The sequence below is a fragment of the Leisingera coralii genome, assembly GCF_049056525.1.
In the GTDB taxonomy this organism is placed as follows: Bacteria; Pseudomonadota; Alphaproteobacteria; order Rhodobacterales; family Rhodobacteraceae; genus Leisingera; species Leisingera coralii.
Genome location: NZ_JBHUPT010000075.1, coordinates 1 through 15,775, shown reverse-complemented (window position 1 = coordinate 15,775; position 15,775 = coordinate 1). Strand labels below are relative to the sequence as shown.

Here is a 15,775-nt window from a genome sequence, read left to right as displayed (position 1 = left end):
CTCTCACATAACGGGCCGCGCGCAGAAACCAAGAGAGCAAAAAAACGGCGGCGGCGGGCCGCCAGTTGGCACTCAGGCAGCGGCAAGAACCCGCGCTTCAAAGCTGCGCAGGGACAGCCGGGCGGCATTCCCGTAACCGCGGCCAGTTTTGGCGCAGAGTTCCGGGAACAAGTCGCGGATTTCCGCCAGCGTGGCAGAATCAAAACCCGCTGCGGTTTCCGGGCCGGGCTGGTAGCTTTCGCTCAGCGCGCCGTCTGCCCAGAGAATCTGGTGGCGGCCAAACAGCAGGTGGATGTATTCCGCCTCCTGCATCTCCAGCGCCGGGCGGATGGTCTTGCCGTTGACCAGGTCCTTGGCCTTGACCAGCACTTCCTCTTCGCCGAACAGCAGCTCCGCTTGGCCGCCGGAGATCAGCATCCGGTGCTGGGGAGAGACGTAAAGGTCGCGTTCGTTTCCGCAGCTGCCCCTGGCAAACCGGATCGGGGCGGTGTCCGGCGTGCAGGCGACGCGGCGGCTGCCGGTCCATTGCAGCGTCTGGGGGCCGTTGTCGTAGGTCAGGACCTGCATGCCGGGGCGCAGCTCCTCGACCGGGATTTCGCCGCCTGGCACGCGGATCATGGTGCCGCGCAGGAAACAGGGCACCGTCTGATTGATCCCGACCAGGCCGGTGTCGGAGTTGCCGAGGCCGTTATCCGCCGTGTAGTTGAAGTAGACAGTTTCCAGGTCGCCGTCGGTGACCACGGTAAGGGTGCCGTCATCGTTCAGTGTGATCTTCTGGCCTGTGGTCAGGGTGACGGTATCACCGGCGGAGACCGCCTGATCATTGATATGGGTGATGGTCAGCGTGCCGCCGGACGTGCTGTCGTTTTCCAGGACATCAATGACCCTGGTTTTGTTGATGGCGATGTCTTCCTGGTCATCCTGCGCCACGACGGCAGTCTGCACCGAACCGCCAGCAATCAGCAGGTTGGTGTCATAGTTGCTGTCGGAGGTGTCGGCGACGCCGATCTTCAGGGTATTGACCTCGCCTGCGTTCACCGGAGCGACAAAGGTCAGGGTGATGGTGAAGCCGTCCATCTCGGTGTTGAACTGGTCACCGGTGTTGTCGACATAGATGTTTTCGGAGCCATCGTTGATGTTGCCGATCGAGGCAGTGCCGTCGCCGATGGAGACCTGGGCTTCGACCCCGTTCACCCAGACACCGACCACGTCGTTATATTGCGAGTCCACGAACTCCGGGTATTCCTCGGAGGAGAGCACGAAATCGATGGTCAGCGTGTCGCCGTCCGGGATGAACTCGATCTCCATGAAGGAGGCATCGCGGGTGGTGGCGCCGGCCAGGGCATCAAAATCGGCGTCCCGGTTGACGCCGGACGTGTTGGTGCTGGTGTTGCTTCGGACATTGGTGTTGGCGGAGCCGTCGCTGTTGGTGAAGTCGCGGGCATAGCCGGTCGACAGGATCACCCCCGAGTCCGCGGGCGCCACGCCGGGCGTGCTGGTGTCGGCGCCGGAGTAGATGCCCGATGACAGGTCGTCGCCGCTGTAGCTGGCGCTGGTGACGGTGACGCCGTCGCCAAAGATCTCCTCCGCCATCTGGGTGGCGGTTGCGGAAGTGTTGATATTCAGTTCCGTTGCCGTGGCCATATCGGACAGCCTGCCTCCGGGTGTGCAAGGTTTTACGGTTGCTTACCGGAATGGTTCTGAACTTGGACGGAACTGTGGCAGGCTGGTGCCGGAATTCTGGAGTTTACTCAAATTTTAGGGGTATTTTCGCAGGCCTAAAGGAAAAGGCAGCCGTTTCCGGGCTGCCTTTCTTGGTTTCATTCCGTCCGCCAAAGGGCTGGCGTTCTTGAAAAATCCGTTCAGCCGTCCCGGCTGCGCTTTTCAAAACGGGGCAGCATGGCGGAGAAGTCCATGCCCTTGCCGTCTTCCTCCTCGACGAACTTCTTGTAGAGCGCCATGGCCAGTTCGCCCATCGGCGTGTCGGCATCGGCACTTTCGGCGGCCTGCTGGCTGAGGCCCAGATCCTTGAGCATAAGCTCCGCCGCGAAACCCGGCTGGTAGTTATTATCGGCCGGCGACTTCGGGCCAACGCCGGGGGCCGGGCAATAGGCGTTCATGGTCCAGCTGTAGCCGGAGGAGGTCGAGACGACGTCGAACATCTTCTGCCGGTCCAGGCCCAGCTTGTCGGCCAGCGCAAAGGCTTCGCAGGTAGCGATCATGGTGACGCCGAGGATCATGTTGTTGCAGATCTTGGCGGCCTGGCCGGCACCTGCCTCGCCGCAATGCACGGCTTTCTGGCCCATGATATCAAACAGCGGTTCCGCCGCTGCAAACGCCTCAGCCGAGCCGCCGGCCATGAAGGTGAGCGTGCCACCTGCCGCGCCGCCGATGCCGCCGGAAACCGGCGCGTCCACGGCCAGCAGGCCTGCTGCGCCTGCTTGCTCTGCCACGGCGCGGGCGGAGTCCACATCAACGGTGGAGCAATCGATGAAGGCGGCGCCCTTGGTCATGGCCGGGATGACCTCAGCCGCAACCAGGCGCAGGATGGCACCGTTGGGCAGCATGGTGATCACCGCATCGGCGCCCGCTGCGGCCTCGGGGCCGGATGCGGCCATTTTCACGCCGTCGATGCTGACATCGGCCATGTCAAAGCCGGTCACCTCATGGCCTGCCTTGGCCAGGTTGGCGGCCATCGGGCCGCCCATGTTGCCAAGTCCGATAAATCCGATCTTCATGCGAGTTCCTCCTCAAATGTCAGCGCATCCGCGCCGAGCGGCGCCAGCATGTCCTCAACCGCTGCCGCGGGGACCTCCTGACCGGCATATTGCCACTGCGGATTGCGGTCCTTGTCAATGATCTGGGCCCGGATGCCTTCCAGGAAATCGCCTTTTTCCATCGCGCGGTAGGTAAAGCGGTATTCCAGATCCAGCGCCCGGCGGATGGCGGGCCCCTGGTCGCGCAGCTGCTGCAGCATCGCCAGCGTGCAGGCCATCGACAGCGGGGAATTGCGGGTCAGGGATTTCAGCGCACCTTTTGCAAACTCGCTGCTTTCGGCCTGGAGGCCCTCGAGGATGGCTTCGAGGCTGCCCTTGCCGAAGTACTTGGCCGTGTCCTCGCGGACTGCGCGCAGCTTGCCCTCAGGGGCGATTTCGGCTGCGTCCTCGACCAGCTTGGCGCTGCCGGATTCCTCCAGAGCGGTGATCAGCGCGGGCCATTGATCCTGCGGGATGAAATAATCGGCAAAGCCTGCGAGGATCGCGTCATCTGCACCCATCCGCGCTGCCGTCATGCCGAGGTATTCACCCAAGTGATCCGGCGCCAGGGCCAGCATCAGGGAGCCGCCCACATCCGGCACCAGGCCGATACCGACCTCCGGCATGGCGATCTGGCTGCTTTCGCTGACAACCCGGTGAGTGCCGTGGCAGCCGATGCCAACGCCGCCGCCCATGGTGAAGCCCTGCATGAAGCTGATCACCGGCTTCTTGTACTCAAAGATGCGGGCGTTCAGCCGGTATTCGTCGCGCCAGAAGATGCGGCCATAGGAGTAGTCGCCCTTGGTGCCGGTGTCATAAAGCTCGGCAATATCTCCGCCGGCGCAAAAGGCCTTGTCGCCCTCGGCGTCGATCACCACCAGCTTGACGTCGTCATCTTCGGCCCACTCGCGCATGGCAGCGTCGATCGCCATGCACATCTCATAGCTCATCGCATTCAGCGCCTTGGGGCGGGTGAAGGTGATGCGGCCGGCCTGGCCGGATTTGCGGATATGGATATCACTCATCGGGCGTGCTCCGTCAGTATGTGTTGCCGCGGGCAGTGTGCTGATTGCAGGTTACTCCGCAATCAGCTGGCGCGCGACGATCAGGCGCATGATTTCGTTTGTGCCTTCCAGGATCTGGTGCACCCGCAGGTCGCGCACGATCTTCTCGACGCCGTAGTCGGCCAGGTAGCCGTATCCGCCGTGCAGCTGCAGGCAGCCGTTGGCAACGTCAAAGGCAGTGTCGGTGACCATCAGCTTGGCCATGGCGCAGAACTTGGTGGCGTCATGGGCGCCGTTGTCCAGCTTCCACGCCGCCTGGCGCAGGAAGGTGCGCGCGGCCTGAAGGCGGGTCTCATACTCCGCCAGCCGGAACTGCAGCGCCTGGAACTGGTTGATCGGCTTACCGAAGGCCTTGCGCTCAGACATGTACTGCACGGTCTGATCCAGCGCTGCCTGGGCGCCGCCAAGCGCGCCGGCCGAAATATTCAGGCGGCCGCCGTCCAGCCCTGCCATCGCGTAGGAGAAGCCTTTGCCTTCCTCGCCGATCAGGTTGTCCGCCGGGATCTTGCAATCGTCGAACTGCACCTGCGAGGTCGGCTGCGCCTTCCAGCCCATCTTGTCCTCCAGCGCGCCGAAGGACAGGCCCTGGGCGCCGTCCTCGACCACCACGGTGGAGATCCCCTTGGGGCCATCCTCGCCGGTGCGGCACATAACGACATAGGCGTCGGAATAGGAGCCGCCGGAGATGAATGCCTTGGAGCCGTTCAGCGTGTAGCCTTCGTTGCTGCGCTCGGCGCGGGTTTTCAGGGCCGCCGCGTCGGAGCCGGAGCCCGGTTCGGTCAGGCAGTAGGAGAAGATCTTCTCCATCGAGCACAAGCTGGGCAGCCATTTCTGCTTGGTCTCTTCGGAGCCGAACTTGTCGATCATGCCGCCGCACATGTTGTGGATCGACAAGAACGAGCCAACCGCCGGATCGGCCATTGCCAGCGCTTCGAACACCAGGGTGGCGTCGAGCCGGGACAGTCCGGAACCACCGTATTCCTCAGAGACGTACAGCCCGCCGAACCCCAGCTCGGCTAGCTGCGGCCACAGCGATTTGGGGATGGTGCCGTCTTTCTCCCACTGGCGGGAGTGCGGCGCGATGTTCTCCTGGCCAAAGGCATGGGCCATGTCGAAGATGGCCTGCTGTTCCTCTGTGAGTGCGAAATCCATGTTCAGCTCCTCCCGTGGCGCAATGAATTGAACAGTTGTTTATTTAATAGCGCCGGCGGGACGTTGAGGCAAGCTGCGCAAATGCAAAGCCGCCGTGCAGCAATGCCGCAGGGCGGGCAGGCATGGTGAGGAGAATGTTAAGAAACTTCGGCGAAACTCTGTCCCAAACCGATCACTCGCAGGTGAATCCTGCGGATGCATTCCAAAAGGAGTAGACCCAGTGTCGAATTCAGGGGCGCAGCACTTTCTGGCATCCTCCGGACCCAAAGACGCGGACAAGACGAAACAGGCCTTTGCCGGCGCGGTCGGCAGCAATGCCCGCGCCGGTTTTGCGCTGTCGATGCGGCACGGCATGGTCAAGCAAACCAGCGGCTCACCGCAGGCGCAGGCCAAGGCATTGCATGCCAAGGCCCGCAAGCTTGCGCTGAAGCGGCAATTCTCAGATGCCGAGTACCTGCTGCGCCAGGCGCTGGAGCTGGATGACAAAAACCGGCTGATCTACGCCTCGCTCGGCGAAGTGCTGGAAATGATGAACCGGCATGACAAGGCGATCCTGGCCCACATTGATGCGCTTCGGCTGGATCCCTCCAATTCCAAATCCCTGTCCTATATCGGCAGCTACCTGATGCGGCTGAACCAGGATGAAGAGGCAATCAACTATTTTGACGCTGCGGTGAAGTTTGACCCCAACAATGCGACAGCGCTGGCACGGCTAGTCTTTCTGCGCCGCCGGATCTGCGACTGGACGGATCTGGGGAACCGGGAGAAGCGGGTTCAGGTGTTCCGCAAGACGGATGTGGGGATTGACCCGTTCGCCTTCCTGTCGATGGTGGATGATCCGGGCCTGCAAAGGAAATTTTCGGTCAAGGCTGCGGAGCTCGCAAAATCCGATACCTCAGCCGCCGTGTTCGAACGGCCGCGGGCCGAAGGCCGCAAGATCCGCCTCGGGTACTTCTCCAACGATTTCTTCAATCACGCCACGATGTTCCTGATGGGGCGCCAGCTGGAACTGCATGACCGCGACCGGTTTGAAATCTTCATTTATGACTACGGCGAGGTGAATGACCAGGAAGGCCGGCTGCGGGCTGAACACGCCGCCGACGTGTACAAACAGGTCGCCGGCCTGGAAAATGACGAAATCGCCGCGGTCGCGCGTGAGGACGGCCTGGATATTGCGATTGACCTGAAGGGGTACACCAAGGGCAACCGGGTGAATATCTTCAACAACCGCCTGGCGCCTGTGCATGTGACTTATCTCGGGTACCCGGGAACATCAGGGGTCGACGAAATGGATTATATGGTGGCCGACCCGGTTACGATCCCGGAAAAGCTCCGCAAGTATTATACCGAAAAGATCCTCTACATGCCGGACTGCTATCAGCCGAACGACGACCAGCGCGAAGCTTCTGATGACATCCCCACTCGGGCGGAAGCGGGGCTGCCGGAGGATGCCTTCGTTTTCTGCTCCTTCAACAACCCCTACAAGGTATCGCCGGATGAATTTGACGTCTGGATGAAACTGCTGGATCGGGTTCCGGACAGTGTGCTTTGGTTCTATGCGCCGCAGGGCAAGGCCAGAGAGAACATCCTGAAGGAGGCCAAGAAACGGGGCATCGGACCGGAACGCATTGTGTTTGCGGGTTTTGCCGATCAGAAAGAGCACCTGGCCCGCTTGCAGCTGGCGGATGTGTTCTTGGATACCTTCGCCGTGAATGCGCATACGACTGCCAGTGACGCATTGTGGGCAGGGGTGCCTGTTGTCACAAAAACCGGCAAGCAGTTTGCCGCGCGGGTGGCCACCAGCCTGGTGGACTGCGCGGGTGTTCCGGACCTCGCCGTTGCGACACCGCAGCAGTATCAGGCGCTGGCGCTCAAACTGGCGCGCGATCCGGAGTATCTGGCTGGCATCAAAGCGCGCCTGAAGGAGGGGATCGCCAACGGTCCGCTGTACGACACGGCAAAATTCACCCGCAACTTCGAGGCTTTGATGGAGAAAGCTTTGGAGCGTTACAATGCCAGGCTGAAACCGGATCATATCAGCCTTGCCTGAATCGGAGGCTGCCAAAAAACGAAAAAGGGAGTGCAGGTCAGCCTGCACTCCCTCTTTTTAGCGGGGCTGAAGCTCAACAGGCTTACAGCAGCCGGACCTGAGTGCCGACCTGCACCAGCTCGTACAGCTCTTCCACGTGCTGATTGTAAAGGCCGATGCAGCCGGAGGAGCTTTGGCGGCCGATCTTGCGGGTGTCATGGGTGCCGTGCACCAGGTAAGCGGGCCAGTCCAGATACATCGCCCGGGTGCCCAGCGGGTTGCCGGGGTCGCCGCCTTCAATGCGGACCGGCAGCGTGGGGTCGCGCTCGCGCATCGACTGGGTCGGGGTCCAGCTGGGATTTTCCGCCTTGCGCACGACCTCGGTGTAGCCGCGTTTGGTCAGCTCTTCGGTCATCGGCACAGAGGAGGGGAACAGGCGGTAGGTCTCGCCGTCCGGCCCCCAGTAATGCAGCGCGCGGGAGCTGATATCGGCCAGCAGGCAGCCTGCGCCCAGCTCTTCGAAATGGTCCTGCCAGTTCTGCTGCGAGAAGGCGGAGACATTGCGCTGCACCGGAACCTGTTCGCGGATCACCGGTTCGTTCTGCGGGAAGGCATCTGTCGATTCCGCGCGCAGGATGGCGGGAGTGGCCAGGGTGGCGCCCAGGCCCATCAGGGTGGCGCGGCGGGTGATACGGAGTTTTGTCATTTTTCCTCAACCGTGCTGCTCGAAAACTCCGCGCAAGATAATCAGCCGCTCAGGAATTTCCAGTGGCGTCAGGACGCAAACGCAGCGCCTCACACCCTTGTGATGCCGCAAGCGGCGGAAGACCGCCGCCCGGGCCGGATTGCAGGCTTCGAGGTGCTCAGTTGCAGAGATGGCGGGCCTGCGCAAACGACAGCAGCCGGCGGCTGTCTTCATCCCACAGGTGCAGCCGGGCATTGGCCAGGCTTTCGCGGATGGTCATCCGGTTGCCTTCGGCCAGTTCCGCGTGGTCCCGCAGCACCTCGGTCAGGCGGTAAAACGGGATGCGGCTGTACAGATGGTGCACGTGGTGAATGCCGATGTTGGCGCTGAGCCATTGCAGGACCGGCGGCAGCACATAGTGCGAACTGCCGTGCAGGGCGGCATCGTGCAGCTGCCAATCCTGTTCCTGCTCCCATTGGGTGGTCTCGAACTGGTGCTGGACATAGAACAGCCACAGGCCGGCGGTGGCGGCGATCAGGGTGGCGGGCAGGAAGATCAGCAAGAGCGGCATCAGGCCGCCGAAATACCAGATCAGCCCCAGCGCCGCGAGAATCGACGCGTTGGTGCCCATGGCGCTGATCCAGTAGCGCGCTTGGCCGGTCAGGCCATAGGGAATGCGGTTCTGCAGGAAGAACAGGTATCCGGGGCCGATCCCGAACAGGGTCACCGGGTGGCGGTAAAGCCGGTAGACCAGCCGCTCCCAGCGGCTGGCGGCGCGGTATTCGGCCACGGTCATTGTGTGGATGTCGCCCATGCCGCGCTTGCCCAGGTTGCCGTGGGTGCTGTGGTGGATCGAATGGGTTCGGCGCCAGACGTCATAGGGCGTGAGGGTCAAGACCCCGATGATCCGGCCGGTCCAGTCGCTGACATGGCGGTTGGCGAAGAAGGAGCCGTGCCCGCAGTCGTGCTGGATGGTGAACAGCCGCAGCAGGAAGGCGGCGATCAAGACGGAGATTGCCAGCGTCAGCCAATAACTGACCGACAGCGACCACCAGGCCAGGGCCCAAAGCAATAGGAAAGGCACGACGGTAACCGCCAGCTCGAAGGTGCTGCGCCAAAGATTTGGCTCCCGGTATTGGGCCAGGATCTTGACCCAGTCGCGCGCGGTCTTGGCGGCCGCCTGCGGCTGGTTCGGTTCTTGTGTCTTGCTCATGCGCCTGCCGTTTTTTGTCTGTCGCAGACCGGATAGACGAGCGGCAGCGGGGAGCAAGCGTTATTTACCTTTAAGCTCCATTTTAAACGGCACTGTGCTGCCAAGGGAGCAAGGGCGCCGGTCGAGAAGGTCCCGCAGAAGTTGCGGGCAAAGAAAAAGGCCCCGGAGCGTCCGGGGCCTTTCTGATTTAAGGGCAGGGGGTTAGTCCATTGCCTTGAAGTTGAACTCGCCGCCTTCCTTGATGCCCGAGGGCCAGCGGGAGGTCACGGTCTTGGTCCGGGTATAGAACTTGAAGCTGTCCGGGCCATGCTGGTTCAGGTCACCGAACATCGACTTCTTCCAACCGCCGAAGGTGTGGTAGGCCAGCGGCACCGGGATCGGCACGTTGATGCCCACCATACCGATGTTCACACGGCTGGCGAAGTCACGCGCGGTGTCGCCGTCACGGGTGAAGATCGCGGTGCCGTTGCCGTATTCGTGGTCCATCGCCAGCTTCAGGGCTTCCTCGTAAGTGCCTGCACGGACAGTGGAAAGCACCGGGCCGAAGATTTCCTGCTTGTAGATGTCCATGTCCGGGGTGACATGGTCGAACAGGTGAGCACCGACAAAGAAACCGTCCTCGTAGCCCTGCAGTTTGAAGTCGCGATTGTCGACAACCAGCTTAGCGCCCTGATCGACACCGGACTGGATCAGGCCCAGGATGCGCTCCTTGGCGGCTGCGGTCACAACCGGGCCCAGGTCGACGTCGTCGCCTGCGGTGTAGGGGCCGACCTTCAGGGTTTCGATGCGCGGGATCAGCTTTTCGATCAGCTTGTCGGCGGTTTCTTCACCCACCGGCACCGCAACCGAGATTGCCATGCAGCGTTCGCCGGCCGCGCCGAAGCCTGCGCCGACCAGCGCGTCTGCGGCCTGGTCCAGATCGGCGTCGGGCATGATGATCATGTGGTTCTTGGCGCCGCCGAAGCACTGGGCGCGCTTACCGTTGGCGGTGGCGCGGGAATAGATGTACTGCGCGATCGGGGTGGACCCCACGAAGGACACACCCTGGATGATTTCGCTGTCAAGGATGGTGTCAACCGCCTCGCGGTCGCCGTTCACCACCTGGAACACACCTTCGGGCAGGCCTGCCTCGACGAACAGCTCCGCCAGCATCAGCGGCACGGAGGGGTCGCGCTCGGACGGTTTCAGCACCACGGCGTTGCCGCAGGCCAGCGCCGGGCCGACGTGCCACAGCGGCATCATGGCCGGGAAGTTGAACGGCATGATCGAGCCGACAACACCCAGCGGCTGGCGCATGGAGTACATGTCGATGCCGGGGCCTGCGCTGTCGGTGAATTCACCTTTCAGCATCTGCGGTGCGCCGACGCAGTATTCGATCACTTCCAGGCCGCGCTGCAGGTCGCCCTTGGCGTCCGGGATGGTCTTGCCGTGCTCGCGGCTCAGCGCCTCGGCCAGCTTGTCCATGTCGCGGTTCATCAGGCCAACCATGGCCATCATGACACGGGCGCGCTTCTGCGGGTTGGTTGCACCCCAGGCCGGCTGTGCCGCCGCGGCCTTTTCGATGGCGTCGGTGGTTTCAGCAACGCTTGCCATCGGGCATTTGTACTGCACTTCGCCGGTTGCCGGGTTGAAGACATCGTCAAAGCGGCCCGAGGTGCCGGAGACGATCTTGCCGTTGATAAAGTGGCCGAGTTCTTGCATCGGTTCCTCCTCTGTTCATCTTGCCATAATCCTAGGCTTGCAAAAAACGTCGGAAAAGAGGAAAGATTTCAAAGAGGCTTTGCAGGAACGCAAAAGGTTAACGCGGCGTTAACAGGAACACGGAGGAACCGGGCCGATGGATCCCCAGTGGGATGATATGAAAGTGTTTTTGGCGGTGGCACGGGAGGCGAGCCTGTCCGGAGCAGGCCGCGTCCTGAAGATGGACCCGGCCACCGTGGGCCGCAGGATCGCCCGGTTCGAAGCTGCGCTGGAGACGCCGCTGTTCGTGAAATCGCCGCAAGGCTATGCGCTGAGCGCGGCCGGCGACCGGCTGCTGGTGCATGCGGAGGCGGCGGAGCAGGCGATGCGGGCGGGCACCGAAGCGCTGACAGGGCCGAGCGATACCCTGTCCGGGCAAATCCGCATCGGCGCGCCGGACGGCAGTGCCAACTACATCCTGCCGCAGGTCTGCGCCCAGATTGCCGAGGAAAACCCGGACCTGGATATCCAGATCGTGGCGCTGCCGCGGGTCATCAACCTCAGCCGCCGCGAGGCGGATATGGCGGTGACCGTCAGCGCGCCGACGGCCGGCAAGCTGCTGGTGCAGAAGATCTGCGACTACAAGCTGCACCTGGTGGCCTCGCGCCACTATCTGAAGGACCACCCGCCGATCACCAAGCTGGAGGATCTGAAGGGCCACAAGATGATCGGCTACATCCCGGACATGATCTTCGACAAGGAGCTCGACTATCTGAACGATATCGGGGTTGAGCGGGTGGCGCTGGCCTCCAACTCGGTCTCGGTGCAGATCAAGATGGCAGCCCAAGGAACGGCGATTTGCGTAGCGCATGACTTCAGCCTGCCGGCCCACCGGATGCTGCGCAAGATCCTGACAGACAAGGTGAGCCTCACCCGCAGTTTCCACCTGGTGCGCCACCAGGGCGACCAGCGCAGCGAGCGATTGAACCGTTTTGCCCAGGCGCTGTCCAAAGGCATCCGCGACGAGGTGGCCCGGCTGGAATCCTTGACTTAAAGCTGCGTTGCGGCAAACCTTGCTGTAACGCAATAAAATTTCGGAGGTTTGCCGTATGCTTGTTCAGGTCATTTTGAAATCCAAGGCCAGCACCGGCGTGGTGACAGTCAAGCCGGATGCAAGCGTGGCCGAGGCGGCAAAAGTGATGGCGGACAACCGTTTTGGCACCGTCGTGGTCTCCGCGGACGGCGAAACGCCGGATGGCATCCTGTCAGAGCGTGACATTGTCCGGGAACTGTCAAAAGAAGGGGCAGGCTGCCTCGACCAGCCGGTCAGCGCCTATATGACGCGCAAGCTGGTGACCTGCACCAGCCAGTCCAACGTGGGCGAGCTGCTGACGCAGATGACCGAGGGCCGGTTCCGCCACATGCCGGTGGTCGAGGACGGAAAGCTTGTGGGAATCGTTACACTTGGCGATGCGGTCAAGGCGCAGCTGGCGCAGGTGGCGATGGAGAAGGATGCGCTGCAGGACATGATCATGGGTCACTGAGACGCAGGCAGGGGGTCCGTATTTCTGCCCCCTTGCATTGCCAGCCGCAAATGTGTTTGCGTGCGCAGAAATTCTGACAAGGCAGGAGGCCGCCCATGCGTGTGGGTCTGTATCCCGGCACCTTCGACCCGATCACCATCGGGCACATCGACATCATCCGCCGCGCCAGCGCGCTGGTGGACAAGCTGGTGATCGGCGTCGCCATCAACCGTGACAAGGGGCCGTTGTTCGGCCTGGAGGAGCGGGTCGGCATGATCGAGGCGGAATGCGCCAAGCTCAGCGAGGAGACTGGCACCGAGATCATTGCGCATCCGTTTGAGAACCTGCTGATCGACTGCGCCCGCGACGTCGGCGCCCAGATCATCGTGCGCGGCCTGCGGGCGGTGGCGGATTTCGAGTATGAGTTCCAGATGGTCGGCATGAACCGCGCGCTCGACAGCTCGATCGAGACGGTGTTCCTGATGGCCGAGGCGCGGCATCAGGCGATCGCCTCCAAGCTGGTCAAGGAAATCGCCCGGCTGGATGGCGATGTGTCGAAATTCGTGACACCGCTGGTCAAGGACAAGCTGCTGCAGCGTCTCGGCAAGACCGCCTAAGTTACCAGCAGAACTGAATATGGCAAAGCCGGGCTAACGCCCGGCTTTGTGCTTTCGTCGGTGCGCTGCGCGCGGGCGGCCACAGCGGTGAGGGCGGCTCAGCGCCAGAAGGCAACCCAGTCGATCAGGGCAAACAGCTTCTTGCCCAGGAAGATCATGTGCTGATCCCCAAACAGGGCAATGTCTACAATGGCGGCGGAGATCAGGAACAGGCCCAGGGAAATGGCAATCCGGTTGGTCATCGGGGCTCCGCCGCAAAAGAAAACGCCCGCCCAGATAACCTGAGCGGGCGTGGTTTCTCAAGGGGTTGGGCCAGGCTTAGCCCAGTTTGCCCATCGCCACGGCGACGTCAGCCATGCGGACCGAGAAGCCCCATTCATTGTCGTACCAGGCCAGCACGCGCACCATGCGGTCCTCGACTACACGGGTCTGGTCCGGTGCGAAGATCGAGCTTTCCGGGGTGTGGTTGAAGTCGGTGGAGACCAGCGGTGCCGGCTCAAAGCCCAGCACGCCCTTCATCGGGCCTTCGGCGGCTTCCTTGACGGCGGCGTTGACCTGCTCGGCGGTCACGTCGCGGCCGGCGCGGAAGGTCAGGTCGACGGCGGAGACATTCGGGGTCGGCACGCGGATGGCGGAACCGTCCAGGCGGCCCTTCAGGTTCGGCAGCACTTCACCCAGGGCCTTGGCGGCGCCGGTCGAGGTCGGGATCATCGACATGGCGGCAGCGCGGGCGCGGTACAGGTCCTTGTGGCGGCGGTCCAGGGTCGGCTGGTCGCCGGTGTAGGCGTGGATGGTGGTCATGATGCCGTGCTCGATGCCAAACGCCTCATCCAGAACCTTGGCCAGCGGCGCCAGGCAGTTGGTGGTGCAGGAGCCGTTGGAGATCATCTTGTCGCCGGCTTCCAGCTGGTCGTGGTTGACGCCATAGACGATGGTCTTGTCGACGTTCTTGCCGGGGGCCGACAGCAGCACTTTCTTGGCGCCGCGCTCGATATGGGTCTTGGCCTTCTCGCCGTCGTTGAAGTTACCGGTGCATTCCAGAACGACGTCGCAGCCGTCCCAGTCCAGCTCGTTCATGTCGTAGGTAGAGAACATCTGCATGTCGCCGCGGCCCAGGTTCATGGTGCCGTCGCCGATGGTCACTTCACCCGGGAAACGGCCATGCACGGAGTCGTATTTGATCAGGTGCGCCGCGGTTTCCAGCGGGCCGGTGGCGTTCACCTTGATCACTTCGATGTCGTCGCGGCCAGAGGCGGCGATGTGCGACAGGGTGCAGCGGCCGATGCGGCCAAAACCGTTGATCCCGACTTTGATGGTCATGAGTGCGTCTCCAAGCGAGCAAAAACCTTTGGCCGCCATATAGCCCCCTGGCCGTAGGGTCAAAAGGGGGAAAAGCGTCATTAAATGAGACTGTTAGCGCAAAATGTGAATGGTGGCGGTAACGATTTTAGCTGGTGGCGTTAACGGAAATTTGCCGCCATTGGCCGGTGGCGCTAACGCTTGTGCTGAGGCGCGGAAGCGGGCAGATTGCGCATCAAACGCGGGCAGAGATTGAGGGATTTGGCATGAGCGGTTTGCTGGCGCTTCTGGATGATGTGGCGGGGATTGCCAAGGTTGCGGCGGCCTCGGTCGACGATGTGGCGGCAGCGGCGGGCAAGGCCGGGGCCAAGACCGCAGGGGTGATCATCGACGACGCTGCGGTGACCCCGAAATACGTGCAGGGTTTTGCGCCGGCGCGGGAACTGCCGATCATCTGGCGCATTGCGCGGGGCTCTTTCTTCAACAAGCTGATCCTGCTGCTTCCGGTCGCCATGCTGCTGGCCAATTTCGCGCCTTGGATGATCACGCCGCTGCTGATGCTGGGCGGGGCTTACCTGTGCTTTGAGGGAGCCGAGAAGATTTTTCACGTGCTGTTCCCGCATGCCAGCCACGCGATTGACGAAGACATGAGCATCAAGGACCCCGGCCATCTGGAAGAGCAGAAGGTCAAAGGCGCGATCAAGACCGACTTCATACTGTCGGCTGAGATCATGACGATCGCGCTGGCTGCCATCGAGGCACCAAATGTCTGGATGCAGGCGGCAACGCTGGCCGTGGTGGGCATCGGTGTGACGGTCGCGGTTTACGGTTTGGTCGCCCTGATCGTGAAGATGGACGATGTGGGCCTGTACCTGAGCGGCAATGCCTATACGGCGGCCGGACGGGGCCTGGGGCGCGGGCTGGTCAAGTTCATGCCGGTGCTGATGAAGATCCTCTCAGTGGTCGGCACTGCGGCGATGCTGTGGGTTGGCGGGTCGATCATCATTCACGGGCTGGAGGTGTTGGGCTTTGGCTGGCTGGGCCATCATATCCACGACTGGGCCTATGCGGCGGGCCACGTTGTGCCCGAGGGTTGGGCCGGGATCGTGGAATGGACGGCCAAGGCCGCAATGGACGGGGTGTTTGGCGTCTCGCTGGGGCTGTTGCTGATCCCGCTGGCGACCAAGGTGATCGGGCCGGCGATTGCGGCGGTTTCCGGGAAGTCTTCAGGCATCTGAGAATTCGTTTGTACGGCTGGACCAATGCCCACTCCGAGACCATGTTGACCCTGATTTTACAACTGTCAGAGTTATTGATGAACTGAAAACGAGCCGTCTACCATGAAGATTCTAAGAAACTACCAGATTCTCAGAGCCCAACGGCTAGCCGTGAAAGGCGACTTCATCAGGGCAAGAAATATCACCAACACCCTCATCTCGAAATTTCCGAGATCGGTAGGCTACAACTTGTTTGCTGCTGACATTGATTTGTTCTCTGGAGACACAACAAGCGCATTGGAACGTTATGAACGTTGCAAAGAGTTTGTGAAATCGAGCACTGAGATGTCATCTCGCAACAAGCGTTTTTATAACGCCTACATTAATTTCCGCCAGACTGCTATCGACCACCACTTGGCAGGGCAAGAATGGTTAAAATGGAGCGAATTCGCGAAGCTCGTGAACGGGCTGAGGCTGTGTGGAAACTCTCTGGCATGGTAATCTCCAGACGGGCAGCGGGAGATAATCATGGCAGGCTTT

The 15,775-nt window shown here is 61.9% G+C and carries 15 protein-coding genes; 6 read left to right on the top strand and 9 right to left on the bottom strand.

Annotated features, from left to right (window positions below):
* Positions 1-72 precede the first annotated feature (72 nt).
* From ACFMBG_RS20815 to ACFMBG_RS20800, 4 genes are all read right to left on the bottom strand, one after another.
* Complete coding sequence (locus ACFMBG_RS20815; protein ID WP_421056594.1) at positions 73-1,644, bottom strand: Hint domain-containing protein; 1,572 nt, start codon at positions 1,642-1,644, stop codon at positions 73-75.
* Positions 1,645-1,862: 218 nt separating this feature from the next.
* Positions 1,863-2,738, bottom strand: coding sequence for a 3-hydroxyisobutyrate dehydrogenase (gene mmsB / locus ACFMBG_RS20810; RefSeq protein WP_421056593.1), 876 nt, complete (start codon positions 2,736-2,738; stop codon positions 1,863-1,865).
* Positions 2,735-3,781, bottom strand: coding sequence for an enoyl-CoA hydratase/isomerase family protein (locus ACFMBG_RS20805; protein ID WP_421056592.1), 1,047 nt, complete (start codon positions 3,779-3,781; stop codon positions 2,735-2,737). The genes mmsB and ACFMBG_RS20805 overlap by 4 nt, the downstream gene beginning before the upstream one ends.
* Before the next feature lie 51 nt (positions 3,782-3,832).
* Positions 3,833-4,972 carry an acyl-CoA dehydrogenase family protein gene (locus tag ACFMBG_RS20800; protein ID WP_421056591.1) on the bottom strand — a complete coding sequence of 380 codons (1,140 nt, stop codon included), beginning with the start codon at positions 4,970-4,972 and terminating at the stop codon, positions 3,833-3,835.
* 220 nt (positions 4,973-5,192) lie between these two features.
* On the opposite strand from ACFMBG_RS20800, the gene ACFMBG_RS20795 reads away from it, so the two are divergent.
* Positions 5,193-7,022, top strand: a complete 1,830-nt coding sequence (locus tag ACFMBG_RS20795) for an O-linked N-acetylglucosamine transferase, SPINDLY family protein (protein ID WP_421056590.1) — start codon at positions 5,193-5,195, stop codon at positions 7,020-7,022.
* A gap of 82 nt (positions 7,023-7,104) precedes the next feature.
* On the opposite strand, the gene ACFMBG_RS20790 is transcribed toward ACFMBG_RS20795, so the two are convergent.
* The 3 genes from ACFMBG_RS20790 to ACFMBG_RS20780 form a co-directional block, all read right to left on the bottom strand.
* On the bottom strand, positions 7,105-7,707 hold the full coding sequence (locus ACFMBG_RS20790; RefSeq protein WP_421056589.1) for a L,D-transpeptidase: 603 nt from the start codon (positions 7,705-7,707) through the stop codon (positions 7,105-7,107).
* Between the two features lie 157 nt (positions 7,708-7,864).
* Positions 7,865-8,899 (bottom strand): fatty acid desaturase, encoded by a 1,035-nt coding sequence (locus ACFMBG_RS20785; RefSeq protein WP_421056588.1) that lies wholly within the window; start codon positions 8,897-8,899, stop codon positions 7,865-7,867.
* Positions 8,900-9,100: 201 nt separating this feature from the next.
* Positions 9,101-10,600 (bottom strand): CoA-acylating methylmalonate-semialdehyde dehydrogenase, encoded by a 1,500-nt coding sequence (locus ACFMBG_RS20780; protein ID WP_421056587.1) that lies wholly within the window; start codon positions 10,598-10,600, stop codon positions 9,101-9,103.
* Positions 10,601-10,736: 136 nt separating this feature from the next.
* Here ACFMBG_RS20780 and ACFMBG_RS20775 point away from each other — a divergent pair, with 136 nt between their 5' ends.
* The 3 genes from ACFMBG_RS20775 to coaD all read left to right on the top strand — a co-directional run bounded on the left by ACFMBG_RS20775 (position 10,737) and on the right by coaD (position 12,719).
* Entirely contained in the window at positions 10,737-11,633 is an 897-nt protein-coding gene (locus ACFMBG_RS20775; protein WP_421056586.1) for a LysR family transcriptional regulator, read from the top strand.
* A gap of 55 nt (positions 11,634-11,688) precedes the next feature.
* Complete coding sequence (locus ACFMBG_RS20770) at positions 11,689-12,123, top strand: CBS domain-containing protein (protein ID WP_421056585.1); 435 nt, start codon at positions 11,689-11,691, stop codon at positions 12,121-12,123.
* A gap of 95 nt (positions 12,124-12,218) precedes the next feature.
* Positions 12,219-12,719: a pantetheine-phosphate adenylyltransferase gene (gene coaD / locus ACFMBG_RS20765; protein WP_421056584.1), complete on the top strand. Its 501-nt coding sequence runs from the start codon at positions 12,219-12,221 to the stop codon at positions 12,717-12,719.
* Between the two features lie 98 nt (positions 12,720-12,817).
* Here coaD and ACFMBG_RS20760 read toward each other — a convergent pair whose 3' ends face one another.
* Both ACFMBG_RS20760 and gap read right to left on the bottom strand, forming a co-directional pair.
* Entirely contained in the window at positions 12,818-12,961 is a 144-nt protein-coding gene (locus ACFMBG_RS20760) for a hypothetical protein (protein ID WP_421056583.1), read from the bottom strand.
* A gap of 76 nt (positions 12,962-13,037) precedes the next feature.
* Positions 13,038-14,039 carry a type I glyceraldehyde-3-phosphate dehydrogenase gene (gene gap / locus ACFMBG_RS20755; protein ID WP_421056582.1) on the bottom strand — a complete coding sequence of 334 codons (1,002 nt, stop codon included), beginning with the start codon at positions 14,037-14,039 and terminating at the stop codon, positions 13,038-13,040.
* Between the two features lie 245 nt (positions 14,040-14,284).
* Here gap and ACFMBG_RS20750 point away from each other — a divergent pair, with 245 nt between their 5' ends.
* Positions 14,285-15,256 carry a DUF808 domain-containing protein gene (locus tag ACFMBG_RS20750; RefSeq protein ID WP_421056581.1) on the top strand — a complete coding sequence of 324 codons (972 nt, stop codon included), beginning with the start codon at positions 14,285-14,287 and terminating at the stop codon, positions 15,254-15,256.
* Positions 15,257-15,358: 102 nt separating this feature from the next.
* Positions 15,359-15,736 carry a hypothetical protein gene (locus tag ACFMBG_RS20745; protein ID WP_421056580.1) on the top strand — a complete coding sequence of 126 codons (378 nt, stop codon included), beginning with the start codon at positions 15,359-15,361 and terminating at the stop codon, positions 15,734-15,736.
* Positions 15,737-15,775 lie beyond the last annotated feature (39 nt).

Excerpts from the sequence above, each read along its gene's own strand:
- ACFMBG_RS20760 (WP_421056583.1), bottom strand. The coding sequence starts at position 12,961 with ATGACCAACCGGATTGCCATTTCCCTGGGCCTGTTCCTGATCTCCGCC.
- ACFMBG_RS20790 (WP_421056589.1), bottom strand. The coding sequence starts at position 7,707 with ATGACAAAACTCCGTATCACCCGCCGCGCCACCCTGATGGGCCTGGGC.
- ACFMBG_RS20815 (WP_421056594.1), bottom strand. The coding sequence starts at position 1,644 with ATGGCCACGGCAACGGAACTGAATATCAACACTTCCGCAACCGCCACC.
- ACFMBG_RS20780 (WP_421056587.1), bottom strand. The coding sequence starts at position 10,600 with ATGCAAGAACTCGGCCACTTTATCAACGGCAAGATCGTCTCCGGCACC.
- gap (WP_421056582.1), bottom strand. The coding sequence starts at position 14,039 with ATGACCATCAAAGTCGGGATCAACGGTTTTGGCCGCATCGGCCGCTGC.
- ACFMBG_RS20770 (WP_421056585.1), top strand. The coding sequence starts at position 11,689 with ATGCTTGTTCAGGTCATTTTGAAATCCAAGGCCAGCACCGGCGTGGTG.
- ACFMBG_RS20785 (WP_421056588.1), bottom strand. The coding sequence starts at position 8,899 with ATGAGCAAGACACAAGAACCGAACCAGCCGCAGGCGGCCGCCAAGACC.
- ACFMBG_RS20775 (WP_421056586.1), top strand. The coding sequence starts at position 10,737 with ATGGATCCCCAGTGGGATGATATGAAAGTGTTTTTGGCGGTGGCACGG.
- ACFMBG_RS20805 (WP_421056592.1), bottom strand. The coding sequence starts at position 3,781 with ATGAGTGATATCCATATCCGCAAATCCGGCCAGGCCGGCCGCATCACC.
- coaD (WP_421056584.1), top strand. The coding sequence starts at position 12,219 with ATGCGTGTGGGTCTGTATCCCGGCACCTTCGACCCGATCACCATCGGG.
- ACFMBG_RS20800 (WP_421056591.1), bottom strand. The coding sequence starts at position 4,972 with ATGGATTTCGCACTCACAGAGGAACAGCAGGCCATCTTCGACATGGCC.
- mmsB (WP_421056593.1), bottom strand. The coding sequence starts at position 2,738 with ATGAAGATCGGATTTATCGGACTTGGCAACATGGGCGGCCCGATGGCC.
- ACFMBG_RS20750 (WP_421056581.1), top strand. The coding sequence starts at position 14,285 with ATGAGCGGTTTGCTGGCGCTTCTGGATGATGTGGCGGGGATTGCCAAG.
- ACFMBG_RS20745 (WP_421056580.1), top strand. The coding sequence starts at position 15,359 with ATGAAGATTCTAAGAAACTACCAGATTCTCAGAGCCCAACGGCTAGCC.